Source organism: Ramlibacter henchirensis (genome assembly GCF_004682015.1).
Lineage (GTDB): Bacteria > Pseudomonadota > Gammaproteobacteria > Burkholderiales > Burkholderiaceae_C > Ramlibacter > Ramlibacter henchirensis.
In genome coordinates this window covers 883762-909387 of sequence record NZ_SMLM01000002.1, presented here as the reverse complement: position 1 = coordinate 909387, position 25626 = coordinate 883762, and the positions used below count along the sequence as shown (strand labels likewise).

Sequence of the window (25626 nt, the reverse complement as noted above, 5' to 3'; positions counted from 1 at the left end):
GCGGAAGAACCCATTGGTCTGAAAACATTCCGAAGAGTAGATTTCGTATGGTCGTAGGTCAAGGTGGTAGTAACCCGGGGTGGTTCTTCAGGGATAATTCGGGCGAGCGCTGCCGAGCTACTCTGCAGTATGCTTCTTTGCCTGATCGCAAAGGGATATCCAATGATTTTCGAGATTGCGGACCTGCGCGTTGAAGCGCAACACGTTTCTGAATTCGAGTCTGTGGTGGCTGCAGCCGCACGCGACTACATTGCCAAGGCCGGCGGCTATCTGCGTCATCGCATCCTCCGTGGCGTCGAGTCGCCCAACCGTTTCGTGCTCGTCATCGAATGGGGAACGATTGAAGACCACACCGTCGGATTCAGGAATTCGCCTGCCTATCTGGAATGGAGAAACCGGGTGGGCCCGTTCTTCGCATCGGCGCCGCTGGTAGAGCACTTCAGCGTGGTGGAATGAAAAAGGCATTGGTTGCCAGCAGGGATGGCAGAACGGACCCGGCAACACTCGTCCTGGGTGCGGAAGTCAGTGCAAAGACCCAGATCAAGGAGTACAAGGAGCAGCTGATCCTTTCTGCAGCCGCGAACCTCTTCTACGAAAAGGGTTTCCAGAAGACGACTCTCGACGAAATCGCGGCTGCGCTCAACATGACGAAGCCGTTCATCTACACATATTTCAAGTCGAAGGACGCCTTGCTGGAAGCGTTGTTCGACATGGTCTACTCGGACTTCTTCGGCAAGGCTTACGCCGCACTCAATTCGCGGCTGGGAAGCCCGCGCGCGAGGCTGGAGGCGTTCATGGACGTTTTCGTTCGCAGCAACATCCAGCAGCATAAGATCACAGGCATCCTGCTGGAAGAAGAAAAAAATCTCTCAGCGGACCGGATTGCGGAAATTCGCCGTCAGCAGCACGAGTTTGACCAACGCTTGACACAGCTGATCTCCGAAGGCGTGGAGGTCGGTGAATTCAACGTCGCCGACGCAGCCGTCTGCTCTCTCGCCATCAGCGGGATGGTGCGATGGACACACCGCTGGTACCGCCGTTCGGGTCGCCTCAGTGAAGAGGAGCTTTGCGCGCACATGCGCGGGCTCGCCCTGCGACTGGTCGGTTGGTCAGATCCGTCAACGTTGACCAGGACCAGAGGACGTCCGTTACGGCGGACCTTCCCGGACCGCGGTCATCTTTGAGCCAGAGGGTAGGGCTGTCACCGTTCTCGACTGAGTTGGCCCGAGCCTTATGTGACCCGCTTGACATTCCTGATTGAAGACCGAGCGCTGCTTCTCCCACAACGGTTCGAGGTCATGGGTGGGCAAGAGCACCGCTGAGGAGATTCCCTTCTCATCGCGTTGCACTGGTAGGAAATGCGAGACGCCTGCCTTCTGCTGGCTTGTCAACAGACGTGCGAATGTGGCGCTCCACCCCCCTTGTTGCCCGCAGTCAGCTGAGTGGCTGAAACCTTGCGATCTGGCTCCGGGACCTTGTACCAAGTCCAGCAACAGCGGACCCGAACCTTCAGGGTTTCCCCCGACGGGCTCGTTGCCGTGACGATGTGCTCTTGGCCGCCCCTGGGTCGTTCGTCTTCCAAGATGGTGAATCCGCGGCTTTCAAGGAAAGGGCGGACCTGCGCCCGGGTCACAGCCTGGGCCTCTATGCTCTCGAGCGACCGGAATGCTCGCTTGGTCTCCATAGCTGCCACTCCGCTGGGTCGAGAGCTTAGCGCGAGCTGCTGAATGGCTCGCTCTACGTGCCATCCACACGGCCGTCAAGCATGAACTACTGCGCTCCCGCCCAGGTGGTAACTGCGTAGCAACTGACGTAGTCCTTGAGGTCGACTGAGCCTGCGAACGCCGGCGGCACTTGCCTGCGCCAGCGGGCAGCCAGCGCGAAAAGGACCCGCGCCCCTTTAGGCTGGCTGTGAAGCAGGGGCTGTTTGCCGAGACCACATATAACCCCCCTACAACTTGCCTAAATCTTGCGGCACTGCGGGCCGAATTCACCCGCATCTTCATCACCCCGGGAGGACCCGCTGGCGCCAGGTTTACCGGTGAGCCGTCATTCGCCGCTCTTCTCATCTTGCTCATCTTTCTTCTCTTCTTCTCTTCTGGCCCAGTGTCCCAGACAGATTATGGAAATGTGAGAACGGATTTGCGCAGGCGCGATCGTGTGCGTCGCATATGCGCCGGCGCCTGGCCGCGGGTACGTGCCTGCGCACGTCAGAGAGCTCCTCCAAGCCGATCAATAGGGACGTAGCATTCCGCGCGGTGCTGCAAGTTCTCGCAGCCGCTTTAGAAAGTCTTTGTCGGGCCTGGGACACTGGGCCAGGCCTTTTTGGAAGCTGGTGCTAAATCATGTTGGTCTGATGACGTCCTCGCAGGACAGGAGTGCGAATCGCGCCTCCATCATCCCGTCCTGCGTTTCGCGCGCCGCTGCCTTTTCGGGTGGGGAACCCATCCCGGGCGCAAGGCGGCGCTCGTCATCGCCTGTTTCGGGGCAGGCTCCTTTGCATCGCTTCCCATGACCGCCGACGCCGATCCACGATGCGGTAACTTGGCCGCCAGCAGTCCTGAGCGGCCGTGCATGCGAGTGAACCATCTTCGACCTGAGCAGCGGTTTCCATTCCGAGTTTTCTTGTCGAGGGCAGCTGGGCATGAGGAGCAGCCAAGAGCTGAGCGTGGAAGAGACCGCCGAGCTGCTCGCGCATGACGTCGACATGGCGCATGAAGAGCTGTTCGGTGCGACGGCGAACGCTGCGACCGCATCGTCGCGCGGGTGCTCGCGAGCAGCAGCTGATTGCCACTAACATGCCGTCATGAAAGCGGCCTACTACGAACGCACCGGCCCGGCCGGCGAAGTCCTTCAGCTCGGCGACATGCCCGACCCCGTGCCCTCCGCCGGCGAAGTCCGCGTGCGAGTGCTATGGAGCGGCGTCAATCCATCCGATGTCAAGTCGCGCATGGGCTTTCGCAGCAAGGACCTGCCGTTCCCGCGAGTCGTGCCGCACAGCGACGGCATGGGCGTCATCGATTCGGTGGGCGAAGGCGTGCACGGCGGGCGCGTCGGCGAGCGGGTGTGGGTGTGGAACGCGGCTTGGGGCCGTCCATTCGGCACCGCGGCGCAGTTCGTCGTGCTTCCCGCCGAGCAGGCGGTGCCGCTTGCAGCCGGCGCGCCTGACGAAGCTGGCGCATGCCTGGGCATCCCGGCGCTCACGGCGATGCATGCGGTCCTCGTGGCGGGCGGCGTGCAGGGCAAGACGGTGCTGGTGCAGGGCGGCGCGGGGGCGGTGGGCCACTATGCGGTGCAGTTCGCAAAACAACTCGGCGCGGCGCAGGTGATCGCCACGGCGGGCAGCGAAGCGAAGGCGCAGCTCGCGCGTGATGCGGGCGCGGATGTGCTGGTCAATTACAAGCAGGAGGATTTGACGGCACGCGTGCTCGACGCGACCGGCGGCAAAGGCGTGGATCGAATCATCGAGGTCGACATCGGGGCAAATGGCACAGTCGACCCCGCATGCATGCGCGACGGCGCCGATGTCGTCGTGTACGGCAGCGGGCAAAGCCGCTTCTCGCTCGATTTCTTTCCGCTGATTGCGAGGAACATCGAGCTGCGCTTCTTCATGGTCTACATCCTGGAGCGCGAGCACCGCGCGCGCGCCATCAAGTGCCTGGACAAGCTGCTGGACAAAGGCACGGTCCGCCACAACATCGCGCATCGCCTGCCGCTCGCGGAGATTGCGCGGGCGCACGACATGGTGGGCGATGGCTCGGCGGGCGGCAACGTGGTGCTGCGCGTCGGCGGCTAATCGGCTGCGCGCCCGAGCAACCGCTTGAGATAGTGCCCTGTGTGGCTCGCCGGGTTTGCCGGGACAGAACTACCGCGGACGTGGCGTAGAAGAACGTGTAGCTAGCCGGTGCGGCGCGCTTGACTTCTGGGCGCCGAGGTTGCCGCCGGCACCGCCCTTCTTGTCAACGATGATGGTCCGCCCAGCTCCTTGCCGAGCTGCTACACCTGGAGCTGGTAACGTAAGGTCGGCGCAGATGAAGATGAAGTAGCGCTCGCCCTCGGCGAGTTCGTTCACGATCGGCACTCGCGGACCGCAACTCCCGCTAGCGCCCACGCCAGATCGGCGGACGCTTTTCGGCGAAGGCTCTCGCGCCTTCCTTGGCATCCTCCGATTCGAACACAGCTGCGGTATACGCCTTCTGTCGCTCGAACATCTCCGAATCCGACCAGTCACGAGATTCGGAGACCACCCGCTTGGCCGCAACCAGTGCAAGCGGGCCGTTGGCCAGCAGTTTCTTCGCGAGGTCGAGCGCGGCATCGAGTGCTTTGCCTGGCTCGACCAATTCGTTGACCAGGCCCAGTTGCGAGGCGCGGTCGGCCGGGAGCAGGTCGCCCGTCAGCACGTACTGCATCGCGACGTGATACGGGATGCGGCGCGGCAAGCGCATCAGCCCGCCCGCGGTGGCCGCGAGACCGCGCTTGACCTCGGGGAGGCCAAACTTGGCGTCGCGCGAAGCGACGATCAGGTCGCAGGACAGCACCATTTCGAACCCGCCGGCGAGCGCATAACCTTCCACCGCCGCGATCAGCGGCTTCTTCGGCGGCGCCTGCGTCAGCGCGCCGAAGCCGCGCCCTTCAATCCGCGGCAACTCGCCCCGCAGGAACGCCTTCAGGTCCATGCCCGAACAAAAGTGGCCGCCTGCGCCGGTGAGTACGCCGATGCGAAGGGCAGACTCGCTTTCCAGCTCGTCCAGCGCCGCGGCCATCTCGCTCGCCAGCGCCTGCGTCATGGCGTTGCGCGCTTCGGGCCGGTTCATCGTCATCACGAGCACGCCATCGCGGCGCTCTAAGAGCAGTTCGGACATGCTCTTACCTCGGTTGCATGCGGATGGCGCCATCGACGCGGATCGTTTCGCCGTTGATCATCGCGTTGTCGATCACATGCATCGCGAGTCTGGCGAATTCGTCTGGCACGCCCAGCCGCGGCGGGTGCGGCACCGAGGCGCCGAGCGATGCCTTCACGTTCTCCGGCAGGCGCGCCAGGATGGGTGTGTCGAAGATGCCGGGCGCGATCGTCACGACGCGTATTGCGCGTTGGGCAAGGTCACGCGCGGCGACCAGCGTCATGCCGACGATGCCGGCCTTCGCGGACGCGTACGGAATCTGCCCCACCTGGCCTTCCCACGCGGCAACCGACGAAGTCAGGATGCACACGCCGCGGTCGCCATCCACCGGCTCGTTGCTTGCCATCGCAGCCGCCGCCAATCGAAGGGCGTTGAAGCTGCCGATCAGGTTGATGCGCACGATGTTCTCGTAGAACTCGAGTGCTCCAGGATTGCCTTCCTTGTCCAGCACGCGCAACGCACCGCCGCGGCCAGCGCAGTTGACCAAGACGCGCAGCGGCGCGAGGCCAACAGCCGCGGCCACGGCTTCCTGCATTTGCGGCTCGCTGGTGACGTCGGCCGGCACGAAACGCACCGACGCGCCGAGTTGCGCCGCCACCTCGGCGCCATTGGAGGAGGGCAGGTCGGCGATGACGACTGCGGCGCCCTGTTCGACCAGTCGGCGCACGGTCGCCAGGCCAAGACCCGAGGCGCCGCCAGTCACGACTGCGCTGCTTCGTTCGATTCTCATTGAAGTGCCTTCGCTTTACGGGGAAAGCGCTTAGACGCGCTCGAGGATCATGGTGTTCGCCATGCCGCCGGCTTCGCACATGGACTGCAGGCCATAGCGCAGGCCGCGTGCCTCCAGGTGATTCAGCAACGTGGTGGTCAGCCGCGCGCCCGAAGCGCCCAGCGGATGGCCCAGTGCAATCGCACCGCCGCATGGGTTCAGCCGCTCGGGGTCCGCCTGCAGTTCGCGCAGCCAGGCCAGCGGAACCGGCGCGAAGGCTTCGTTGATCTCGAATGCGTCGATCTGGTCGACCTTCATGCCTGCTTTCGCGAGCGCCGCGCGTGACGAGGCGATGGGCGCCGTGAGCATCATCATCGGGTCGTCGCCACGCACATCGAAGGCGACGAAACGCGCCCGCGGTTTGAGCCCGAGCTTGTTCGCCATGCGCTCGCTCACGAGCAGCACCGCTGCTGCACCGTCGACCATCTGCGACGAGTTGCCAGCCGTGATCCGCCAGTCGGTGATCTCCGGGAAGCGTTCTCGAAGCTTCTCGTCCGCGAACGTCGGTTTGAGCTGGGCAAGCTTCTCGGCCGTGCTTTCGGCGCGGATCGTTTCGTCGCGTTCGACCACACCCGCGGCGGTACGGATGGCGACGATCTCGCGTGCGAATCGGCCGCTGGCGTCGGCTTCGCCCGCGAGCCGGTGCGAGCGGGCAGCGTAGCGGTCCAGCTCGTCGCGCGATAGGTTCCACTTCGCTGCCACGCGCTCTGCAGCGGCACCCTGCGAGATCTGCGCGCCGTAGCGCGCCGTGTACGAGGGCCCGAACGGGTTCTTGTCCATGCGCGCGCTGCCCATCGGTACGCGGCTCATCGACTCCACGCCACAGGCGATCACGATGTCGTGCGCGCCGGCCATGATGCCTTGGGCACCGAACGCGATCGCCTGCTGGGACGAGCCGCACTTGCGGTCGATCGTGGTCGCGGGAACGTGGTCCGGGAAGCCGGCGGCCAGCCAGGCCACACGGCCCGGCGTGGCGGACTGCTCGCCACTCTGGCTCACGCAGCCGGTGATCACATCACCGACTTCCCCCGGGTCGATCCCGTTGCGCTGGATGAGCTGCTGCAGCACCTGTCCGAGGAGTTCGGTCGGGTGCAGCTCCGTGAACGCGCCCCCTGCCTTGACACGGCCTGACGGCGAGCGGATGGCGTCGACGATGTATGCGGTCTGTGACATGTGAGACTATCTAACTAGGAAGTTGAGACCAGAGTATCGCAAAAATGAGAGTGTAGGTCCATAACTTGGATGTACGCCACTTGTGTCGAATAGACTTCATGCATGTCCAACACTCCTTCGAAGCGCGGGGTTGCCGAGGCGGCCACCCGGGTCCGGCGCCCGCGAGCGGCCGTGCGTCGCAGTGCCGACACGGAAACGGCGGCTCCGCTGGTGCCGGAGCCGCTTCGTGCCGACGATGACGAGAGGGACGGCCGTTCCTCTAGTGCCCTCGCGCGCGGCATCGGCCTTTTGCGCTGCTTTACGCCAGCGCAGCCGACGCTTGGAAGCCGCGAGTTGATCGAGCGCTCCGGCTTGCCGAAGCCGACCGCATTCCGGGCGATCCAGACCCTTGTGGAACTCGGGCTGCTCCACTCCCCAGGTGAGCGCGGGCTCTACAGGCTCGCGCCCGGTGTGCTTGCACTGTCGCTGCCACTCCTGTCCGCGATGACCATTCGATCAGTGGCGCGGCCGTTGATGCAGGAGCTTGCCGACCATGTCCAAGGCTTGGTCAGCCTCGCGGCAGGTACCGAACAGCAGCGGCCGCTTTTTGTCGAGCTGTGCGCGGGGAAGGGGAATGCTGTGTTCCGGCCGGAGCTCGGCTCGAACACCTCGCTGTCGCGGTCGGCCGCGGGTCGCGCGTACCTGGTGTTGCTGGACGACGAGTCGCGAGAGCGCCACTTGCGCCCCATGGCTGCCGCCGACCCGGAGCGCGCAGCCTGGCTGCGCGAAAAGCTCGACGAAACGCGGGCCGAGCTCGCGCGCCGAGGCTATTGCTACAACCGTGGCGAACTCGACCCGATCACGGTCGGGGTCGCGGTGCCTGTGCGCACGCGTCTGGATGGGCAATTCTTCTGTTTCGGCTGCACCGTGCCTTCGTACCGGCTGTCCGAATCGCCGGAGTTGCTGAACGAACTTGGGCTGCGCTTGGCAACGCTGGTGCAGAACGTCAGCGCGACGCTGGGGATCGACAACCGCTGAACGCTCGGCAGGCCCGCAAGATCAATCAGCCCGGCTTCCGTCTTGCGGACGCCTGTCTAGGCGGCGGCTGACTGGGCTTCGGCATGGCCGGTACGTAGCCCACAAGGCGCAGCGCGTTCTCGACGAACAGCCGGCGGATCTTCTCGTCGCTGAGCCGCCGGTCCGGCGTGTACCAGCGATGGATCCAGCGGATCATGCCGGCGATGGACAGCGCCGTCAGCGTCACGTCTTCGACGTGGAAGACGCCTGCGCGCACGCCATCGGTGATCAGCTCGGGAAGCAGCTTGTCGAACTCCCGCTGCTTTTCGAGCATGTCGGCCTGCTTGGCCGCATTGAGGTTCTTTTCCTCTTGCAGCATCAGCGCCGTGAACTGGCGCCGGTCCATGTTCTGCTGCGCGTAGGTCCCGACGAAGTACTCGAACCGCAGCACGGGGTCCGTCTCCGGCAGGTTCTTGAACTCGGCAAGGGTCCGGTAGAACTCGTCGTAGACGCGGTCGAACAGGCGCTCGAGCAGGTCGTACTTCGATTTGAAGTACGTGTAGATGAACGGCTTTGTGACGCCCAGCGCCGCCGCGATGTCGTCCAGGGTGGTGCCTTGGAACCCCCGTTCGTAGAACAGCGTTGCCGCCGCCTCGATCACCAGGGATTCCTTGTACTCCTTGATCTGGAGCTTGGCGGAGCCCTCTGCTGGATCTGGCCGTGGAGCACGGGCGCTGAGGGTGGCCGGTGGGATCGTCATGAATAAGGCTGTTGCAGCCTTGATTGTAGTGACACATGAAGCAATCAAGACTCCTCGGAACTAGGGAATACCCTATGGAACTATAAGCTACCAGCCGGTATCTTTCAGTTCCGCATTGGAATGGTGGGTGAGACCGGTGTACCGGCGAACAGGAGACGAGCTTGTCGAACTACGTAAATGGCATTGCGCTGGTGATCGGTGGCACGGGTCACCTCGGCGCCGCGGCGGCCCGCGAGCTGTCGAGGCGTGGCGTCGATGTGGCGGTCACATATCGTCATGAAGGCCCGAAGGTGCGGGCGCTCGTGGAGTCCGCGCCGGGCCCCGGCGCGATCGAAGCCCATCAGGCGGACCTGCTCGATCCTGCCTCCGTACGAAGCGTGCTCGAGAAGCTTGCGCTCAGCCGCCGCGTCCACACGGTGGTGTACGCGGCCGGCATCGAGGTGCCGCAACACTATGTCTCGCAGGTGCCGCGTGATACCTGGCTGCAGGCGATGCAGTTCGAGCTCGGCGGCTTCTTCGACGCGGCGCAGGCGGCGATTAACACGCTGCGCAAGGGCGGCGGTGGAAGCCTGGTGGCGCTGACCTCGTCGGCCATTCACCGATATGTCGCACGCGACGCGTTGTCGGCGGTGCCGAAGTCCGCAGTCGAAATGCTCGTGCGGGCCATTGCACGCGAAGAGGGCCGCAACGGCATTCGCGCCAACTGCGTGGCGCCAGGCCTGCTCGAAGGTGGCGTGGGCCTCGGAATCATCGATGAACTGGGCGCCGAGAGCCTGGTTTCCAAAGTCCTGGCCACGACACCGTTGCGCCGCCTGATCAGCGCGCAGGACGTGGCACATGCCGTGGCGTGGCTCGCTTCCGACGAGGCGGCCGCTGTGACGGGACAAACCCTGGTCGTCGACTGCGGCCAGTCCGCCTGAACCCGCGAACCCCTTCACCAAGGAGATGAAATGCTGAGGAAACTACTGATGGCTGCGGCCATAACGGCCGCCTCGGCCGCCCACGCCCAGGAGACGGTCAAGATCGGCTTGATGGAAGACTTCTCCGGGATCTTCGCCGACATCGCCGGCAAGGGCTCGGCACTGGCGGCCAGGCTTGCCATCGAAGATGCCGGCGGCACCGTGCTGGGCCGCAAGGTCGAGCTCGTCACCGCCGACCATCAGAACAAACCCGACGTCGCGTCAGCCATCGTCACTGAATGGATCAAGGTCAAGAAGTTCGACCTGGTCACAGGCGTTTCGGCTTCGGCCGCTTCGATTGCGGTGCGTCAGCTCACGCGTGACAACGGCGTAATCGACATCATGTCCTCCGGCGGATCGGTGGATCTGAGCAACAAGGCATGCTCGCCGACCGGTTTCCACTGGTCCTGGGACAGCTACATGCTGGCGAAATCCACTGGTGAGGCAGTGGTCAAGGACGGTGGCAAGGATTGGTTCTTCCTCGCCACCGACACGCCGTTCGGCGCCGCTTCGCAGCGGGACACCACCGCGATGGTGGAAGCCGCGGGCGGCAAGGTCGTCGGCTCCGTGAAAGTGCGCCAGGGCCTCCCCGACATGAGCTCGTTCCTTCTTCAGGCGCAGGGCTCAGGCGCGAAGGTGGTGGGACTCGCGATCGCCGGTTCCGACTTCATCAATGCGGTGCGGCAAGCCTCGGAGTTCGGTCTCACGAAAAACCAGTCGCTCGCCGCTCTGGTGGCCTTCATCACGGACGTGCACAGCCTCGGCCTAAAGTCGGCGCAGGGCATGTATGTCTCGGAGCCGTTCTACTGGGACCTGAACGAAGACACGCGCAAGTGGTCGCGCCGCTTCTACCAGCAGCACAAGGCAATGCCGACGACGATCCAGGCCGGCATCTACAGCGCCGTCTTCCACTACCTGAAGGCCGTGAAGGCGGCCGGCACCACGGACCCCAAGGCCGTGACCGCCAAGATCCGTGAGCTGCCGGTCAAAGACTTCTGGACCGTCAACGCCAAGGTGCGCGAGGACGGCCGCGTGCTGCGCCCCGTGCACCTCTTCAAGGTCAAGACGCCGGCTGAGTCGAAGGAGCCGTGGGACTACTACAAGCTCGTCTCGACGCTGCCCGCCGATGCCGCCGCGCGGCCGCTCGCGGCCACCGAGTGCCCCTTCGTCACCAAGCGCTGAACCGGCGGCAAAACCATCGGTGAATCATGACCCAAGAAGTCGCCATCGTCACCGGCAGCGCGCAAGGCGTGGGCCTTGGCATCGCCACGGTCTACGCGCGCGCTGGCGCGCTCGTCGTCGGGTGCGACCGCCAGGCCGCGCCCGACAGCCTGGCGCGGCTGTCGAACTACCACCACGTCGAGGCTGACCTGATCACTGACGGCGCCGCGAAGCGCATCGTCGACGCCTGTGTGGAGCGCCACGGCCGGCTCGACACGCTGGTCAACAACGCCGGCGTGGGCAACGGCCAGCCGTTCGAGAAGACCACGCAGGAAGACTTCAAGCGGTTCCATGAAATCAATGTCACAGCATTGATCGAATGCTGCCGTCATGCGCTGCCGCACCTGAAGCGGTCGCACGGCTCGATCGTGAACATCTCCTCGGCGTTCGGGCTGGTCGGTGCGGCGCAGTCCGCCGGTTACGTCCCCACGAAGTACGCCGTCGTCGGCATCACCCGGATGCTGGCCACCGAGTACGGGCGCGATGGCGTGCGCATCAACGCCGTGGCGCCGGGCCTGATCCACTCGCCCGGCACCGCGCAGCGCATCGCCAGCAACGCATGGTGGCACCGCATGATGATCGAAGGTGCGCCGCTGGGCCGCGTGGGCCAGCCGGAAGAGATCGGGGAGGCCTGCCTGTTCCTGTCATCGCCCAAAGCCGGCTTCATCACTGGCGTCGTGCTGCCGGTCGACGGTGGGTGGTCGGTGGCCAAGTTCCTGCCCAACCCGGACTTCGCGTGAGCACCGTACTGCGCGCCCAGGGCCTGACCAAGCGCTTCGGCGGCTTCGTGGCCGTCGACGACGTGAACCTGTCGATCCGCGAGGGCTCGATTCACGCGCTGATCGGCCCGAACGGCGCGGGCAAGACGACCTGCTTCAACCTGCTCACGAAGTTCCTGCAGCCTACTACCGGACAGATCCTGTTCCGCGACCGCGACATCACGCGGCTCGAGCCGGCCGAGGTCGCTCGCCTGGGCATCATCCGCTCGTTCCAGATCTCCGCCGTGTTCGGCAGCCTCACGGCGGGCGAGAACCTGCTGATGGCCCTGCAGCGCCCCACGGCGCTGCCGAACTGCTTCTGGCGCTCGTCCTCCGTCCTGCTGAGCCTCGAGGACCGCGCACGCGAGGTCGCCAGGACGGTCAACCTGCACGGCTACTTCGACCGCCCTGCGGGCGAGCTGTCGTACGGGCGCAAGCGCGCGCTCGAGATCGCCACCACGATCGCGCTCGAACCGCAGGTGATGCTGCTGGACGAGCCTATGGCGGGTATGGGCCTGGAGGACGTCGCGGTAGTTGCAGACGTCATCCGCGAAGCCGCGCGTGACAAGACCGTGGTGATGGTCGAGCACAACCTGAAAGTCGTGAAGGACCTGTGCGAGCGCGTCACTGTGCTTCAGCGGGGTCAGGTGCTCGTCGAGGGAGGCTACGACGAGATCAGCGAGAACGCGCAGGTGCGCAGCGCGTACATGGGGTCCGAGCAATGAAGAACATCCTCGAAGTGCGTGACCTGCACGCATGGTACGGCGAGAGCCATGTGCTGCACGGCGTGGATCTGCAGGTCGCCGAAGGCGAGACGGTGACGCTTTTGGGCACCAACGGCGCCGGGAAGACGACGACGCTGAAATCGATCCTCGGCCTCGTTCCCAAGCGCGCCGGGCACATTCATTTCGAAGGGGTCGACCTGCTGCGGCTCCCGATGCACAAGATGGCTTCGCTGGGGCTGGGTTTCGTGCCCGAGGACCGAGGCATCTTTCCCGGGCTGAGCGTGCGCGAGAACCTGCAGCTGCCGCCGGTGCACGGCCGGGCAGCGTTTACCGACGAGGAGCTGTTCGAGCTGTTCCCCAACCTGCGGGAACGCGAGCATGCCGAAGGCACGACGCTGTCTGGCGGCGAACAGCAGATGCTCGCCATCGCGCGGCCGCTGCGCTCGGGCGTGCGCCTCCTGATGCTGGACGAACCGACCGAAGGGCTGGCACCCCTGATCGTCGAGCGCATCGGCCACGTGCTGCGCATCCTGAAATCCAAGGGCATCACGATCCTGCTCGTCGAGCAGAACTTCCGGTTTGCCGAACGGCTGGCCGACCGCTTCTACGTGATGCAGCACGGCCGCATCGCGGACAGCTTCGACGCCGCCGGCCTGGATGCGCGGCGGCAGTCGCTCTACAAACTTCTTAGCCTCTGAAGACGGGAAGCTGGATGGGCACCCTTATCGGCATTCCGCTGCAAGCCTTCCTGAGCCAGTTGCTGGTCGGCCTGATCAACGGCTCGATGTACGCGCTCCTGAGCCTTGGCCTGGCGGTCATCTTCGGCATGCTGCGCGTCGTCAACTTCGCGCACGGTGCGTTCTACATGGTCGGCGCATTTGCGGCCTGGATGCTGCAGCAGTATCTGGAGCTGGGCTACTGGATTGGCCTCGTCGTCGCGCCGCTGCTGGTTGCGGCGCTCGCGATGCTCGTGGAGCGCAGCATGCTCGCAAGGCTGTACCGGCTCGATGCGCTGTACGGCATGCTGTTTACCTTCGGACTTGCGCTGGCAGTGGAAGGGCTGTTCTTCGAGTGGTTCGGCACCGGCGGGCAGTTCTATCCAGTGCCCGAACAGCTTGCCAAGAGCGTGGACCTCGGCTTCATGGTGCTGCCGCTGTATCGCGCCTGGGTCGTGGTGGTCTCGCTCGTGGTGTCGCTAGGCGTGTGGCTCTTGATCGAGAAGACGCGGATCGGCGCCCAATTGCGTGCATCCACGCACAACCCCGGACTGGTGCAGATCTTCGGCATCAACGTGCCGATGCTGATGACACTGACGTTCGCGCTCGGCGTCGCGCTGGCCGCCTTCGGTGGCGTGCTGTCGGCGCCGCTGTTCCAGGCCACGCCGCTGATGGGCCAGAACATCATCATCATCGTGTTCGCCGTGGTGGTGATCGGTGGCATGGGCTCGATTCGCGGCGCCATCGTCACGGGCTACGCGCTCGGGCTTTGTGAGGCAGTGGCCAAGATCGTGTATCCGCAGGGCGCGGGCATGACCGTGTTCGTGCTGATGGTCCTGGTGCTGCTGCTAAGACCGCAGGGGCTGTTCGGCGGTGGCGTGCCGGCTGCGGCGGCGTCGCACGAGGAGGTCCATCGTCATTCCGCGTCGCCGCGGGCCCAGCTCGCAATCGCGGGAGCGACGCTGCTGGCCTTCGCGGTCCTGCCGTGGGTGATCTACCCTGTGGCCGCGATGAACATCCTGTGCTTTGCGCTGTTCTCGGCCGCTTTCAACCTGCTGCTCGGATACGTGGGCATGGTGTCGTTCGGCCACGCGGCATTCTTCGGCGGTGCCGCCTACGTGACGGCTTATTCCCTAAAGACATGGGGCGTCACCGCCGAAGTCGCGTTGGTGCTGAGCGTCACCTTCGCGGCGCTGCAGGGCCTGGTGATCGGTTACCTCGCCATCCGCCGCAAGGGCATCTATTTCGCGATGATCACCTTGGCCCTGGCCCAGATGTTCTATTTCATCTGCCTGCAGGTTCCGGCCACGGGGGGGGACGACGGGATCCAGGGCGTGCCGCCGGCGCGCCTGTTCGGGGTGCTTGTCCTCGACGACCCGACGGTGAAGTACTACGTCGTCGCGGCCGCCGTGGTCTTGGGGCTGGGGATCGTCTGGCGCGTCGTGCATTCGCCGTTCGGCTATGTGCTGCAGGCGATCCGCGACAACGAGCCGCGGGCGATCTCGCTCGGCTACCGCGTCGATCGATACAAGCTCGGCGCGTTCGTGATCTCGTCGGCGCTGGCCGGTCTGGCCGGCGGCCTCAAGGCGATCGCGTTTCAGTTCGCGTCGCTTGCGGACGTGGCGTGGCAGACCTCGGGCGTGGCGATCCTCACGACTTTGATCGGCGGGATCGGCACGATGCTGGGGCCGATCATCGGCTCGGCGCTGATCGTCGGCCTCGAACGCTTCCTTGCGACTTCCGGCTACCCGGTGCACGTGGTGCTGGGCGTCGTATTCATGCTCGCGGTACTCGCGTTCAGGCGGGGCATCGTCGGCTTCGCGAGGCCCATGTTCAAACGTGCCTCCCCCGGCGCGGGGGGCGAACCCAACACACCGGACGTTGCCAAGCATTCGTGAAACGGCAGATGAAGGACGCAGAAATGGACGGCAGCAAGAAACTCAAGATCGCGGTGATTGGCGGAGGTGCCTCCGGCATCATGACGGTGCTCAAGTTGCGCGAGATCGGCCAGACCGACGTGCAAGTCTTCGAGCGCGCATCCGAGATCGGCGGGACGTGGCGCGACAACCGCTATCCGGGCATCGCATGCGACGTGCCGTCGCACCTGTACCGGTTCTCTTTCGCGCCGAACCCCGACTGGACGCACGTCTGCGCCTCAGGAAGCGAAATCCTGGATTACCTCCGCCGCGTTTACGAGGACTTTGACATCCAGCGCCACGTCGTCTTCAACGCCGAGGTGAAGGCCGCCACCTACAACGGGGGCCGGTGGACGCTGGAGACGACCGTCGGCACTCGCGGGCCTTTCGACGTCGTGATCACTGCGATGGGCATCCTGCGCCAGCCGGCACTGCCCGATATCCCGGGCCTGGACAGCTTCGCAGGAACCATGTTCCACACGCTGCACTGGCCCGCAGGCCTGCAGCTCGAAGGCAAGCGCGTCGGCATCATCGGCACCGGTTCCACCGCGACGCAGATCGTTTCAGCAATCGTCTCGAAGACGTCGAAGCTGTCGGTGTTCCAGCGCACGGCGCAGTGGATCATGCCGCTTCCCAACACCCCGGTTCCCGACGAGGAAAAGGAGCGCTTCCGCCGGGACCCGGTGCTGATGCAAAAGCGCTACGACGACCTTGCAGACGACTTCAACAACAAGTGGGCTGCCGCGATTGTCGGCCAGGCGCCGCGTGTGTACGCCCACATCGAACGCACCTGCCGCGAAAACCTGGAGCAAAGCGTCAAGGACCCGGTGCTGCGCGAAAAGCTGCGGCCGGACTACAAGGTGGGCTGCAAGCGGCTGGTTATGTCTGACAGCTTCTACAACGCCATACAGCAACCGAATGCCGAGCTGGTGACCGATCGCATCGAAGCAATCGAGCCCAACGGCGTGCGTACGGTCGACGGCCGCCTGCACGAACTGGACGTGCTGATCCTCGCCACGGGCTTCAACGCGCACGCAACCTTCGAGCCCATGAAGATCATCGGTCGCAACGGCCTGACGCTCGAAGATGCCTGGAAGGACAGCGCGCAGGCTTACCTGGCGGTGGCGATCCCCGGCTTCCCCAATTTCTTCATGATCGGTGGGCCGAACAGCCCGATCGGCAACTTCTCCTTCCTGATGACAGCCGAACGGCAGTGCGGCTACGCGACCCGCATGATCCAGCACATGGTGGTCACTGGCGTCAAGGCGGTGGCGCCGAAGGCGGACGCAACCCGCGAATTCAACGAGGCTGTCCGCAAGCAGATGGGCTCGACGATCTGGAGCAGCGGCTGCAGGAGCTGGTACATGGACAAGAAAGGGAACATCGCCTCCTGGCCGTGGACGTTCCAGCGCTTCGAGGACATGATGGGCATGCCCGAGCTCGATCACTACGAGCAGTACGACGAGGCCCACGCATGAGAACCGAAGCCGTCATGGCCACGGGCCCCGACAGCCCTTGTCCCTACCGTGGGACGACGCCGCCGCGTGACGAGTGCGTGCTGCGTGACCTGCTGCAAAAACGGGCCGAGACTCACCCCGACGCACCTTTCATCCGCACCGTGGACGGCGGCAAGATCAGCTACGCGGAGTTCGCGCGCCAGGTTCGCAACGCGGCGGCCGCGCTGCAGCGCCTGGGCGTGAAGCAGGGCGACACGGTCACGGTGTGGCTGCCCAACGGCACCGACATGCTGCGCGTGTGGTTTGCGATCAACTGGCTGGGCGCGGTCTACGTGCCGATCAACACCGCCTACCGGGGCGGCGTGCTGCAGCATGTGCTGGAAAACGCCGGCTCGCACCTCCTCGTGAGCTGCGCCGACTTGACGCCGCGTCTGCCCGGGCTGCAGCTGGGCGCGCTGCGCACGCTCGTCGAATTCGGTGACGGCGGCGTGTCGCTGCCGGACGTCGAGCGTCACGACGCGTCGGTGCTGCTGCAGGCGGGCGAGCCAGCCGACCCCGAACGGCCGATCGAGCCGTGGGACCCGCAGTGCATCATCTTCACCTCGGGCACCACGGGCCCTTCGAAAGGCGTACTCAGTTCCTACGCGCAGCTCTGGGGCACCAGCGGCAGCCGCAGCTTCTACATGCTGGATGGCAGCGACTGCGCACTGGTCTTCGGACCGTTGTTTCACATTGCCGGCACGGTCCCGGTGTACGCGATGCTGCAGCACGGGGGCAGCATCGCCCTCGCCGAATTCGTCACGAACCGCTTCTGGGACGATGTGCGCGCCACCAACGCCACCTTCACGATCCTGCTCGGGGTGATGTGCGACTTCCTGTGGAAGCTGCCGCCGTCGCCCGAAGATCGCTCGCACCCGCTGCGGAAGGTGATGATGATCCCGCGGCCCGACAATGCGCAAGCGTTCGCCGATCGGTTCGGTCTGCGCTTCTGGACCATGTACAACATGACCGAGCTCAACGTGCCGCTCATGTCCGAGCCCAACCCGGCAACACCCGGTGCGTGTGGCCGCGTGCGGTCAGGCACCGAACTGCGTATCGTGGACGCCTTCGACCGCGAGGTGGAGCCGGGCGCCACGGGCGAGCTGGTGGTGCGCTGCGACTCACCCTGGCGGCTGAACTCCGGCTATTTCCGCAACCCCGAGGCCACGGCTGCTGCGTGGCGCAACGGCTGGTTCCACACCGGCGACGCGATGCGGCGCGACGAACACGGGAACTACTTCTTCGTCGATCGCATGAAGGACGCGATCCGGCGGCGCGGCGAGAACATCTCTTCATTCGAAGTCGAAGTCGAAATCCTGGCGCACCCCGCGGTGCGCGAGTGCGCGGTGGTCGGCGTGCGCGCCGCCTCCGAAGACGAGGTGCTCGCCGTGGTTTCGACTGTGCCCGGCACCAGCCTCGACCCGGCCGAACTGCTGGACTTCTTGCGGCCGCGCCTCGCGCACTTCATGCTGCCGCGATACGTGCGCGTGCTCGAGGAATTGCCGCGCACGCCGACACAGAAAGTCGAGAAGTACCGCCTGCGCGACATGGGCGTGACACCCGACACATGGGATCGGGAGGCCAGCGGCATCAAGGTACAGCGGGACCGGATCAAGCTTTCATGAACGCTTCGACGGACGAAAGCGGGCCGCTCGCCGGCCTGAAGGTGCTCGAATTCTCGGGCCTGGGTCCTGGCCCCTTCGCGGGGATGCTGCTGGCCGACATGGGCGCCGACGTCGTGCGGGTGGACCGGCCCACTGGTCGCCAGGCTGACCCGGCGGACATCACGGGTCGCGGCAAGCGCTCTGTCGCACTCGACCTGAAGTCCGAGGCGGGCCTTGCCACTGCGCGCGGCCTGGCTGGCAAGGCCGACGTGCTGATCGAGGGCTTCCGTCCCGGCGTGATGGAGCGCCTGGGTCTCGGACCCGACGAGCTGCTGGCCGCGAATCCGCGCCTGGTCTACGGGCGCATCACCGGTTGGGGCCAGCACGGGCCGCTCGCGCACGTCGCGGGGCACGACCTGAACTACATCGCGATCACCGGCGCGCTGGACGCCATCGGCGAACGCGGCGGGCGGCCGGTCCCGCCGCTGAACCTAGTAGGCGATTTCGGCGGCGGCTCGATGTTTCTGCTCTTCGGCGTGCTGTGCGCGTTGCACGAACGGACGCGTTCGGGCCGTGGCCAGGTCATCGACGCGGCGATGACGGACGGGGTCATGGCGATGCTCGCACCGATCCTCGCGCTGCGCGCCGCGGGGCAGTGGGCCGGGCCGCGGGGCAGCAACCTGCTCGACGGCGGCGCGCCGTTCTACAACACATACCGCTGCGCCGATGGCAAGTACATCGCGCTGGGGCCGATCGAGCCGCAGTTCTACCGGTTGCTGCGCGAGAAGCTCGGCCTGCTCGATGCGCCGGAGTTCGATGACCAGATGGACACAGCGCGCTGGCCGAATCTCGCCCGGCGCCTGGAGCTCGTCGTCGCCACGAGGACGCGCTCCGAATGGACGGCGCTGCTCGAAGGCACGGACGTGTGCTTCGCGCCCGTGCTGGACTTCGAGGAGGCGCCCGGCCACCCGCACAACCGCGCGCGCGGCTCGCACTACGTCCAGGACGGCGTCACGCAGCCAGCGCCGGCACCGCGCTATTCGCGCACGCCGACCCGGCAGCCGCTGTCGCCTCGCGGCATCGGCGCAGACGCCGCCGCCGTGTGCGACGACTGGGGTTTGGAGAGACAGTCATGACAAACGAAGATCTTCCGCTGCTGGGCGACTTGCCCACGCGCGCCGCTGCGAAGTGGCCGCAGCAGCAAGCCCTGAAATGGGCGACAGGCGCGATGAGCTATGCCGAACTCGATGCGCACATCGACCGGGTGGCCTGCGGCCTGATGCGCAACGGCGTGAACGCCGGAGACAAGGTGGGCGTGCTGGTCAGCAACGGGCCGGAGTACGTGGAAGCCGTCTTCGCCCTCTGGCGAATCGGTGCCGTGGCGGTGCCCTTGAACCTGCGCTACCGCGAAGCGGACCTTGCCGACGTGGTGCGCCGTGGCGGCTGCAAGGTACTGATCTTCTCCGGCCGCGCGGGTCCCATCGACTTCGTCGGCCTGGTGCAGCGCAGCCTGGGCTCGGACCTGGAGCAGGGCAGCCTGCGCACGATCCTGGTCGGTGAAGGCAGCATGCCCGGCGCCACGACCTGGGCCAGCCTCGTGGACACCCAATACTCGCCGGCGGAGCAGCTGGCTCTGCGCGAGCGCCGCGCGGCTTGCAAGGCGAGCGACCTCACGCTCATCGTCTTCACCTCGGGGACGACAGGTCGCCCCAAGGGCGTGATGCACGACCACAGTTGCGTGCGCAGCGTGCGCGAGCGCGCGCTGCTCTGGAAGGTGCAGCCTGGCGAGGCCATGCTGAACTATCTGCCGATGTTCCACCTCTATTCGCTCAGCGAAGCGGTGCTGCAATGCGTGTACAGCGGCTGCCGGCAGGTCGTGATGGAGAACTTCGACGCGAACACGGCGCTTGACCTGATCGAGCACGAGTCGGTCAACATCCTCCATGGCTTCGAAACCCATTACGGCGACCTCCTGCGTGTGCAGGCCGAGCTCCCTCGCGACGTCGGCAGCCTGCGCTTCGGCACGCTGCCTTCGGGCCTCGAGACCTCGGCCGCGATCGCCGTCCAGGTGCAGCGCGTGTTCTGCCCCACCGTGACCGGAACGGGCATGTCGGAGTCCTGGGCCTGGATGTGCACCTGCGCCATCGACGAGCCCGAGGAAATGCGCTGCCACTCGTCGGGCCGACCGCTGCCCGGGATGGAGATGCGGCTGGCAGACCCCGACACCGGCAAGGACGTGCCGCAGGGCACGCCGGGCGAGATCCTGTTCCGCGGGTACTCGGTGATGAAGGGCTACTTCGAAGACCCCGGGGCCACCGCTGCCGTGCTGGACGCGGACGGCTGGCTGCACAGCGGCGACCAGGGGGTGATGCGGCCCGACGGCAGTATCCGCTTCACGGGCCGGTACAAGGAAATGCTCAAGGTCGGCGGCGAGAACGTCTCGCCGCAGGGCGTTGAACAGGAATTGAGCGCGTTGGTCCCCGACATCCTGCAGGTCGCCGTGATCGGCGTTCCCGAGCCGAGACTTGTGGAAGTGCCCGTGGCCTATGTGGTCCTGCGCCCCGGTGCGACGGCTACGGAAGAATCGATCATTGCCGCCTGCAAGGGCAAGATCGCGAGCTTCAAGGTCCCGAGACGGGTGGTCGTCGTCGCAGAGCTGCCGCAGACCGCCACCGGCAAGGTGCAGCGGGCGGTTATTCGCAAGGCGGCACTCGAGGGCGGTCTTCAATTGAAGACGGGAGCGCAATGAGTGCGGGTGAACGCCTGCCGGGCACGCCGCAACCGATGCACCGCTGGAGCGGCGCAGGCGGCGTCTCCATCGCGGGCGATGCCTGGGGCGATCCCCGAGACCCACTGGTGATCCTGCAGCATGGCGGCGGCCAGACGCGGCACGCCTGGAAGGGCACGGGCCGCGCGCTCGGCGCTGCGGGTTACCACGCGGTCGCTTTCGATGCGCGCGGCCACGGCGACTCCGATTGGGCAGAAGACGGTGCCTACAGCCAGGACGTGATGGTCCAGGACCTGCGTTGCGTGGTGCATGCACTGGGAGACCGGCCGTGCATCCTCGTCGGCGCCTCGATGGGCGGCGGCACGAGTCTTGTCGCGGCGGGGGAGGGGGCGGTGGATGCCCGCGCACTGGTGCTCGTCGACATCGCGCCGCGCATCGAGCCCGAAGGTGTTGAGCACATCCATGCGTTCATGTTCCGCAACCCCGACGGCTTCGCCTCGCTGGAGGAGGTGGCAGACGCCATCGCAAGCTACCAGCCGCATCGGCCACGCGCCGCGAACCTGCTCGGCTTGGCGAAGAACGTCCGCCGTCGTGAGAACGGCAGGCTCTATTGGCACTGGGATCCGCGCTTCCTGCTAGGGCACCGCAACCTCACGCGGCGCCAGCAGCGCCTCGAGGAATGCGCGCGTGCCCTCACGATCCCAACGATGCTCGTGCGGGGCGCCCAGTCCGACGTGTTGAGCGATGAAGGCGTCGAGCAATTCAAGGCGCTGGCACCCCATAGCGAGTTCCTAAGCATCTCGTCGGCCGGTCACATGGTGGCGGGGGACCGAAACGACGTGTTCGGCGACGCGGTCGTCAAATTTCTCGGCCGGACACTCCCGTCGGGCGCTCGTGCCGCAGGCGGCCTGCAGGCCACGCAAGACCGTCCCGGGCGCGAGTACCCCGACCTCAACGACATTCCCTGAGACACCTGGCTCCTTCGCGATGCTGCAAACCCACTTCTTGAGAAACGGCACGATGCCGCGACTGGATGCGACCGAAATCGACGCCAAGGCCCAGATCAAGGAATACAAGGAATCCTTGATCGTCGAGTCGGCCGCCAAGCTGTTCCATGAAAAGGGGTTCGAGCGCACGACCATCGATGACATCGCGGCCGAGCTGGGGTTCACGAAGCCGTTCATTTATACCTACTTCGCCTCCAAGGACAGCATCCTCGAACGGGTGTTCGACCGCATCTACGAAGAGGTGGTCTCCGCCGCCAGCACAGACCGTCTCGAAGAGGCCTCGCCAGACCAGCGCCTGCGGCATTTCGTTTCCGGATTCATCCGGAAGAACCTGGAACACCCGGAGTTCTCGGCGGTGCTGCTGGAGGACGAAAAGAGCCTCAGCGCCGGGAAGCTCGAAGACATGCGGATTAAACAGCGGCGCTTCCACGATCAGCTGACGGGGCTGATCAAGGATTGCGCCCGCGCGGCTGGTGCCGAGATGAATGAACCGGGGCTGGCGGCGCTGGCCATCGCCGGGATGGTCAGGTGCCTGCACCGCTGGTATTCGCCCAACGGGCGTTTGGGCATCGAACATGTCTGCGAGGAACTGACCGAGGTCGCGATGCGGATTGCCGGTATCGCGACACCTTCCGGATCCACTCTCCCCCATTCCCGTTGAAGAGGAATGACCATGCTTAATAGTCTCTTGGCAAAGATCGGCAGCATCGCCGTGTTGAACCGCAGGACCGGATGATGAGCGTGCTCGACACGCTGAAGCTGACCCGCATACCCGAGGAGGACGAGGCATTGCGCACCGAAGTGCGTGCCTTCCTCGCCGACGCGGTCCGCGATCTGCCGAAGCACGTGCGCGCCCGCTCCTGGGGCGGCTACAGCACGGAGTTGAGCCGCGAGCTGGGTCGCAAGGGCTGGATCGGCATTACCTTGCCGAAGGAGTACGGCGGCGGCGGGCGCAGCGCATTCGCACGTTACGTGCTGGTGGAGGAATACCTCAACAGCGGGGCGCCCGTGGGCTCGCACTGGATCGCCGACCGCCAGAGCGCGCCGCTCATCCTGAAGTACGGCACCGAAGCGCAGAAGCGTTTCTACATCCCGACAGTGTGCCGCGGCGAGGCTTTCTTCTGCATCGGCATGAGCGAGCCGGGCGCGGGCTCGGACCTTGCCAGCGTCAAGACGCGCGCCGTGCCGGACGAGCAGGGCTTCGTTCTCAACGGGCAGAAGATCTGGACCACCAACGCCCACCACTGCCACTACATGATCGCGCTCGTGCGCACCTCGGGCAGCCCTGAAGACCGGCACAAGGGACTGTCGCAGCTGATCGTCGACCTCACGCTCCCCGGCGTGACGGTGCGACCGATTCGCGACCTGTCGGGCGACAGCCATTTTTGCGAAGTCTTCTTCGACGATGTGCGGCTCGCCGCCGACGCCCTGATCGGCGCCGAAGGACAGGGATGGGAGCAGGTAACGGCCGAGCTGGCTTTCGAGCGCAGCGGGCCCGAACGGCTCTTCTCAAGCATCGTGCTGTTCGACCAGTGGCTGGACTGGGTCCGCACGCCTGCGGGCCGCAGCGATTCGGCGCAGCGGCTGGCCGGCAAGGTGCTGACGCAACTGGCGCCGCTGCGCGCGATGTCGGTCTCGGTGCAGGAGAAGCTCACGCGCGGCGAAAGCCCGATTGTCGAGGCCGCGCTGGTGAAGGAACTGGGCACTACGCTCGAGCAGTTCATCCCGGCCGCGATTGCCGACGACCTCTTTGCGCGCGACGAGGACGTGCCCGTGGAGCTGTTGATGACGCTGAAATATGTGACCGAAGCCTCGCCGTCGTTTTCGCTACGCGGCGGCACGCGCGACATCTTGCGCGGAATGATCGCGCGTGGCCTGGGCCTGCGCTGAGAGGATCAACCATGAACGACGACCTCTTTGCCGACGCGGCCCGCGAGGTTCTGGCCGACCAATGCACGCCTGCGGTGGTGCGCTCGATCGAAGAGGGCGGCCGCAGCGCCGCGGCCACCGCGGTGCTCTGGGAACAACTCGAAGCCACCGGCCTTGCAGACGCCTTGCTGCCCGAGGAACACGGTGGCGCGAGCCTGGCCTTGCCGCAAGCCTTCGGCATCCTTGAGCAGTGCGGCGCGCACGCGCTTCCGCTTCCCCTGGGCGAGACACTGATCGCGCGTGCGGTGCTGTTCGCTGCCGGCGTCGACCGGCCAGCCGGCAGCATCGCGTTGGCGCGGGCAGAGCGCAGCGAGGGCGGGGGGCTGCGTTGCGCGCTCGTCCGCAGTGGCGCGGTCGCGGTCTCGGTACTGGCGCAGGCCGGGGACCGCTGACATTTGCTACCGGTCGACGGCACGCAGGCAAAGCCTCAGGCACTGGCCTTGGACGCCGCACTCGAATGGACGGCGGCGCAGGTGCAGGACGCGCCGGGCCTCGAGTGCAAAGAAATCGAGCACGTGGACGTGCGCACGCTGCAGGCGGCCATAGTCGCCCCGCAGATGGCCGGGGCGCTGCTGGCGGTGTTCCAGCGGACGCTGCAGTTCGCCAACGAGCGCCAGCAGTTTGGCCGGCCGATCGGCAAGTTCCAGGCCATCCAGCACCAGCTGGCCGTGATGAGCGAGCACGTCTTCGCCGCACGCATGGCGGCGCAACTGGGCTGCAGTGGCGCCGGGGCGTGGCCCGACGCGCTGCGGGTCGCGACCGCGAAGGCGCGCTGCAACGAAGCCGCTCTGGCCGTTTCGGAGGCCGCGCACGCGATCCACGGCGCAATCGGTTTTACCGAGGAGTACGACCTCCAGCTGTTCACTCGCCGCTTGCATGGCTGGCGGCAGACTGCAGGCAGCGAAAGTCATTGGCACGACGTCGCAGGGCGGGCTCTCTTGGCCCACGCCGGCCTGACTCTGGACCTCGTGCGCCGCATCACCGACGTCGAAGCACAGGCTTGACCTAGCACCCAGGAGACCACGTGCCTTTCTTGAACATCCAGCGTGACGGCAGCATCGTCACGGTCACCATGGACCAGCCCGAGACGCGCAACGCGTTGACGGGAAACACCGCCGTGCAGGAGTTCGTGCAACTCTGTGACGACGTGCGCAAGGACACCGGCATCAAGGTGCTCATCCTCACCGCCTCGGGTGCGGTCTTCAGTTCCGGCGGAAATGTCAAGGACATGCGGCGCTTCTTCGACGACGCTCTCTTGCCCGACGTGATCCGCGAGGAGTACCGGCAGGGCATCCAGCGCATCCCACGCGCGCTGATGGAGCTCGACGTGCCGGTGATCTGCGCGGTGAACGGCCCCGCCGTCGGCGCGGGTCTGGATCTCGCGTGCATGTGCGACATCCGGATCTGCAGCGAGACGGCCACATTTGCTGAGAGCTTCGTGCGCGTCGGTATCGTACCCGGCGACGGGGGCGCGTGGCTGCTGCCGCGAGCGGTGGGCATGGCCAAGGCGTCCGAGATGGCCTTCACTGGGGAGGCCATCGACGCGCGAGACGCGCTGGCCTGTGGCCTGGTGAGTCGCGTGGTGCCGACCGAACAGCTGCTGCGGACGGCCCGCGCGCTAGCGGCGAAGATCGCCGCGAACCCGGGTGCCGTGATGCGGATGACGAAGCGGCTGCTGCGCGAAGGGGAGCGCGGAACGCTCGATTCCGTCCTCGAACTGTCGGCCGCCTGCCAGGCCATCGCCCACAAGACCGCGGACCATCGGGAAGCCGTCACTGCGTTCATCGAGAAGCGCACGCCGCGATTTTACTGAACACTCTGCGAATGGTCTTCAGACGTCGATCACTATTTCGCGCGGGCGTGCGATTCACGTCCGATATATGGGAGCGGTGCCGCGGCTGCCGCATCTTCCACGCCACCAGCGACCGGAAGCTGCTCAGCGCCGGCTTCCGACAGGTGATCGAGTGC

At 65.7% G+C, this 25626-nt stretch carries 23 protein-coding genes and 1 pseudogene; 20 read left to right on the top strand and 4 right to left on the bottom strand.

From position 1 onward, the window contains the following. The first annotated feature begins 162 nt into the window (after nucleotides 1–162). The 4 genes from EZ313_RS17085 to EZ313_RS17075 all read left to right on the top strand — a co-directional run bounded on the left by EZ313_RS17085 (nucleotide 163) and on the right by EZ313_RS17075 (nucleotide 3796). Nucleotides 163–456, top strand: a complete 294-nt coding sequence (locus tag EZ313_RS17085) for an antibiotic biosynthesis monooxygenase family protein (RefSeq protein WP_135264469.1) — start codon at nucleotides 163–165, stop codon at nucleotides 454–456. Further along, complete coding sequence (locus EZ313_RS17080) at nucleotides 453–1184, top strand: TetR/AcrR family transcriptional regulator (RefSeq protein ID WP_167772629.1); 732 nt, start codon at nucleotides 453–455, stop codon at nucleotides 1182–1184. The genes EZ313_RS17085 and EZ313_RS17080 overlap by 4 nt, the downstream gene beginning before the upstream one ends. Before the next feature lie 1484 nt (nucleotides 1185–2668). Further along, entirely contained in the window at nucleotides 2669–2797 is a 129-nt protein-coding gene (locus EZ313_RS23715) for a hypothetical protein (RefSeq protein WP_276606967.1), read from the top strand. A 9-nt stretch (nucleotides 2798–2806) separates the two neighbouring features. Next, complete coding sequence (locus EZ313_RS17075; protein WP_135264467.1) at nucleotides 2807–3796, top strand: NADPH:quinone reductase; 990 nt, start codon at nucleotides 2807–2809, stop codon at nucleotides 3794–3796. A 304-nt stretch (nucleotides 3797–4100) separates the two neighbouring features. On the opposite strand, the gene EZ313_RS17070 is transcribed toward EZ313_RS17075, so the two are convergent. The 3 genes from EZ313_RS17070 to EZ313_RS17060 are packed head-to-tail and all read right to left on the bottom strand — an operon-like array spanning nucleotide 4101 to nucleotide 6843. Further along, on the bottom strand, nucleotides 4101–4862 hold the full coding sequence (locus EZ313_RS17070; RefSeq protein WP_135264466.1) for a crotonase/enoyl-CoA hydratase family protein: 762 nt from the start codon (nucleotides 4860–4862) through the stop codon (nucleotides 4101–4103). 4 nt (nucleotides 4863–4866) lie between these two features. Beyond that, complete coding sequence (locus tag EZ313_RS17065) at nucleotides 4867–5631, bottom strand: SDR family NAD(P)-dependent oxidoreductase (protein WP_135264465.1); 765 nt, start codon at nucleotides 5629–5631, stop codon at nucleotides 4867–4869. A gap of 30 nt (nucleotides 5632–5661) precedes the next feature. Then, nucleotides 5662–6843 (bottom strand): thiolase family protein, encoded by a 1182-nt coding sequence (locus tag EZ313_RS17060; RefSeq protein ID WP_135264464.1) that lies wholly within the window; start codon nucleotides 6841–6843, stop codon nucleotides 5662–5664. Between the two features lie 102 nt (nucleotides 6844–6945). Between EZ313_RS17060 and EZ313_RS17055 the strand changes: the two genes are divergently transcribed. Further along, on the top strand, nucleotides 6946–7860 hold the full coding sequence (locus tag EZ313_RS17055) for an IclR family transcriptional regulator (protein WP_135264463.1): 915 nt from the start codon (nucleotides 6946–6948) through the stop codon (nucleotides 7858–7860). Between the two features lie 25 nt (nucleotides 7861–7885). On the opposite strand, the gene EZ313_RS17050 is transcribed toward EZ313_RS17055, so the two are convergent. Beyond that, nucleotides 7886–8599 carry a TetR/AcrR family transcriptional regulator gene (locus EZ313_RS17050; protein WP_135264462.1) on the bottom strand — a complete coding sequence of 238 codons (714 nt, stop codon included), beginning with the start codon at nucleotides 8597–8599 and terminating at the stop codon, nucleotides 7886–7888. Nucleotides 8600–8760: 161 nt separating this feature from the next. On the opposite strand from EZ313_RS17050, the gene EZ313_RS17045 reads away from it, so the two are divergent. The 15 genes and pseudogenes from EZ313_RS17045 (at nucleotide 8761) to EZ313_RS16975 (ending at nucleotide 25471) form a co-directional block, all read left to right on the top strand. After that, nucleotides 8761–9519 (top strand): SDR family NAD(P)-dependent oxidoreductase, encoded by a 759-nt coding sequence (locus EZ313_RS17045; RefSeq protein ID WP_135264461.1) that lies wholly within the window; start codon nucleotides 8761–8763, stop codon nucleotides 9517–9519. Between the two features lie 30 nt (nucleotides 9520–9549). Continuing rightward, complete coding sequence (locus tag EZ313_RS17040; RefSeq protein ID WP_135264460.1) at nucleotides 9550–10740, top strand: ABC transporter substrate-binding protein; 1191 nt, start codon at nucleotides 9550–9552, stop codon at nucleotides 10738–10740. Nucleotides 10741–10766: 26 nt separating this feature from the next. Then, on the top strand, nucleotides 10767–11519 hold the full coding sequence (locus EZ313_RS17035; RefSeq protein ID WP_135264459.1) for an SDR family NAD(P)-dependent oxidoreductase: 753 nt from the start codon (nucleotides 10767–10769) through the stop codon (nucleotides 11517–11519). Beyond that, nucleotides 11516–12262 (top strand): ABC transporter ATP-binding protein, encoded by a 747-nt coding sequence (locus EZ313_RS17030; RefSeq protein WP_135264458.1) that lies wholly within the window; start codon nucleotides 11516–11518, stop codon nucleotides 12260–12262. Before EZ313_RS17035 ends, EZ313_RS17030 begins: the two co-directional genes overlap by 4 nt. Further along, complete coding sequence (locus EZ313_RS17025; protein WP_135264457.1) at nucleotides 12259–12960, top strand: ABC transporter ATP-binding protein; 702 nt, start codon at nucleotides 12259–12261, stop codon at nucleotides 12958–12960. The genes EZ313_RS17030 and EZ313_RS17025 overlap by 4 nt, the downstream gene beginning before the upstream one ends. 14 nt (nucleotides 12961–12974) lie before the next feature. After that, a complete protein-coding gene (locus tag EZ313_RS17020; protein ID WP_135264456.1) occupies nucleotides 12975–14876 on the top strand; it encodes an ABC transporter permease in 1902 nt (633 codons plus the stop codon). 8 nt (nucleotides 14877–14884) lie between these two features. Next, nucleotides 14885–16372 carry a flavin-containing monooxygenase gene (locus EZ313_RS17015; protein WP_240788685.1) on the top strand — a complete coding sequence of 496 codons (1488 nt, stop codon included), beginning with the start codon at nucleotides 14885–14887 and terminating at the stop codon, nucleotides 16370–16372. Continuing rightward, nucleotides 16369–18015 carry an AMP-binding protein gene (locus EZ313_RS17010; RefSeq protein WP_240788684.1) on the top strand — a complete coding sequence of 549 codons (1647 nt, stop codon included), beginning with the start codon at nucleotides 16369–16371 and terminating at the stop codon, nucleotides 18013–18015. Before EZ313_RS17015 ends, EZ313_RS17010 begins: the two co-directional genes overlap by 4 nt. Next, complete coding sequence (locus EZ313_RS17005; protein ID WP_135264454.1) at nucleotides 18012–19130, top strand: CaiB/BaiF CoA transferase family protein; 1119 nt, start codon at nucleotides 18012–18014, stop codon at nucleotides 19128–19130. Before EZ313_RS17010 ends, EZ313_RS17005 begins: the two co-directional genes overlap by 4 nt. Further along, on the top strand, nucleotides 19127–20743 hold the full coding sequence (locus tag EZ313_RS17000) for a class I adenylate-forming enzyme family protein (protein ID WP_135264453.1): 1617 nt from the start codon (nucleotides 19127–19129) through the stop codon (nucleotides 20741–20743). Before EZ313_RS17005 ends, EZ313_RS17000 begins: the two co-directional genes overlap by 4 nt. Continuing rightward, nucleotides 20740–21690 carry an alpha/beta fold hydrolase gene (locus EZ313_RS16995; RefSeq protein WP_135264452.1) on the top strand — a complete coding sequence of 317 codons (951 nt, stop codon included), beginning with the start codon at nucleotides 20740–20742 and terminating at the stop codon, nucleotides 21688–21690. Before EZ313_RS17000 ends, EZ313_RS16995 begins: the two co-directional genes overlap by 4 nt. Before the next feature lie 19 nt (nucleotides 21691–21709). Then, nucleotides 21710–22390 (top strand): TetR/AcrR family transcriptional regulator, encoded by a 681-nt coding sequence (locus tag EZ313_RS16990; protein ID WP_135264451.1) that lies wholly within the window; start codon nucleotides 21710–21712, stop codon nucleotides 22388–22390. 74 nt (nucleotides 22391–22464) lie between these two features. After that, entirely contained in the window at nucleotides 22465–23619 is a 1155-nt protein-coding gene (locus EZ313_RS16985; RefSeq protein WP_135264450.1) for an acyl-CoA dehydrogenase family protein, read from the top strand. 11 nt (nucleotides 23620–23630) lie between these two features. Further along, nucleotides 23631–24662, top strand: a pseudogene (locus EZ313_RS16980) (acyl-CoA dehydrogenase family protein). 20 nt (nucleotides 24663–24682) lie between these two features. After that, nucleotides 24683–25471: a crotonase/enoyl-CoA hydratase family protein gene (locus tag EZ313_RS16975; protein ID WP_135264449.1), complete on the top strand. Its 789-nt coding sequence runs from the start codon at nucleotides 24683–24685 to the stop codon at nucleotides 25469–25471. The last annotated feature ends 155 nt before the right edge of the window (nucleotides 25472–25626 follow it).

Bases quoted from the DNA above. Each gene is read 5' to 3' on its own strand.
- EZ313_RS16990 (WP_135264451.1), top strand. From the start codon at position 21,710: ATGCTGCAAACCCACTTCTTGAGAAACGGCACGATGCCGCGACTGGAT.
- EZ313_RS17060 (WP_135264464.1), bottom strand. From the start codon at position 6,843: ATGTCACAGACCGCATACATCGTCGACGCCATCCGCTCGCCGTCAGGC.
- EZ313_RS17040 (WP_135264460.1), top strand. From the start codon at position 9,550: ATGCTGAGGAAACTACTGATGGCTGCGGCCATAACGGCCGCCTCGGCC.
- EZ313_RS17015 (WP_240788685.1), top strand. From the start codon at position 14,885: ATGAAGGACGCAGAAATGGACGGCAGCAAGAAACTCAAGATCGCGGTG.
- EZ313_RS17020 (WP_135264456.1), top strand. From the start codon at position 12,975: ATGGGCACCCTTATCGGCATTCCGCTGCAAGCCTTCCTGAGCCAGTTG.
- EZ313_RS17005 (WP_135264454.1), top strand. From the start codon at position 18,012: ATGAACGCTTCGACGGACGAAAGCGGGCCGCTCGCCGGCCTGAAGGTG.
- EZ313_RS17025 (WP_135264457.1), top strand. From the start codon at position 12,259: ATGAAGAACATCCTCGAAGTGCGTGACCTGCACGCATGGTACGGCGAG.
- EZ313_RS16995 (WP_135264452.1), top strand. From the start codon at position 20,740: ATGAGTGCGGGTGAACGCCTGCCGGGCACGCCGCAACCGATGCACCGC.
- EZ313_RS17065 (WP_135264465.1), bottom strand. From the start codon at position 5,631: ATGAGAATCGAACGAAGCAGCGCAGTCGTGACTGGCGGCGCCTCGGGT.
- EZ313_RS17085 (WP_135264469.1), top strand. From the start codon at position 163: ATGATTTTCGAGATTGCGGACCTGCGCGTTGAAGCGCAACACGTTTCT.
- EZ313_RS17070 (WP_135264466.1), bottom strand. From the start codon at position 4,862: ATGTCCGAACTGCTCTTAGAGCGCCGCGATGGCGTGCTCGTGATGACG.
- EZ313_RS16985 (WP_135264450.1), top strand. From the start codon at position 22,465: ATGAGCGTGCTCGACACGCTGAAGCTGACCCGCATACCCGAGGAGGAC.
- EZ313_RS17080 (WP_167772629.1), top strand. From the start codon at position 453: ATGAAAAAGGCATTGGTTGCCAGCAGGGATGGCAGAACGGACCCGGCA.
- EZ313_RS17000 (WP_135264453.1), top strand. From the start codon at position 19,127: ATGACAAACGAAGATCTTCCGCTGCTGGGCGACTTGCCCACGCGCGCC.
- EZ313_RS17055 (WP_135264463.1), top strand. From the start codon at position 6,946: ATGTCCAACACTCCTTCGAAGCGCGGGGTTGCCGAGGCGGCCACCCGG.
- EZ313_RS17050 (WP_135264462.1), bottom strand. From the start codon at position 8,599: ATGACGATCCCACCGGCCACCCTCAGCGCCCGTGCTCCACGGCCAGAT.
- EZ313_RS17010 (WP_240788684.1), top strand. From the start codon at position 16,369: ATGAGAACCGAAGCCGTCATGGCCACGGGCCCCGACAGCCCTTGTCCC.
- EZ313_RS17035 (WP_135264459.1), top strand. From the start codon at position 10,767: ATGACCCAAGAAGTCGCCATCGTCACCGGCAGCGCGCAAGGCGTGGGC.
- EZ313_RS17075 (WP_135264467.1), top strand. From the start codon at position 2,807: ATGAAAGCGGCCTACTACGAACGCACCGGCCCGGCCGGCGAAGTCCTT.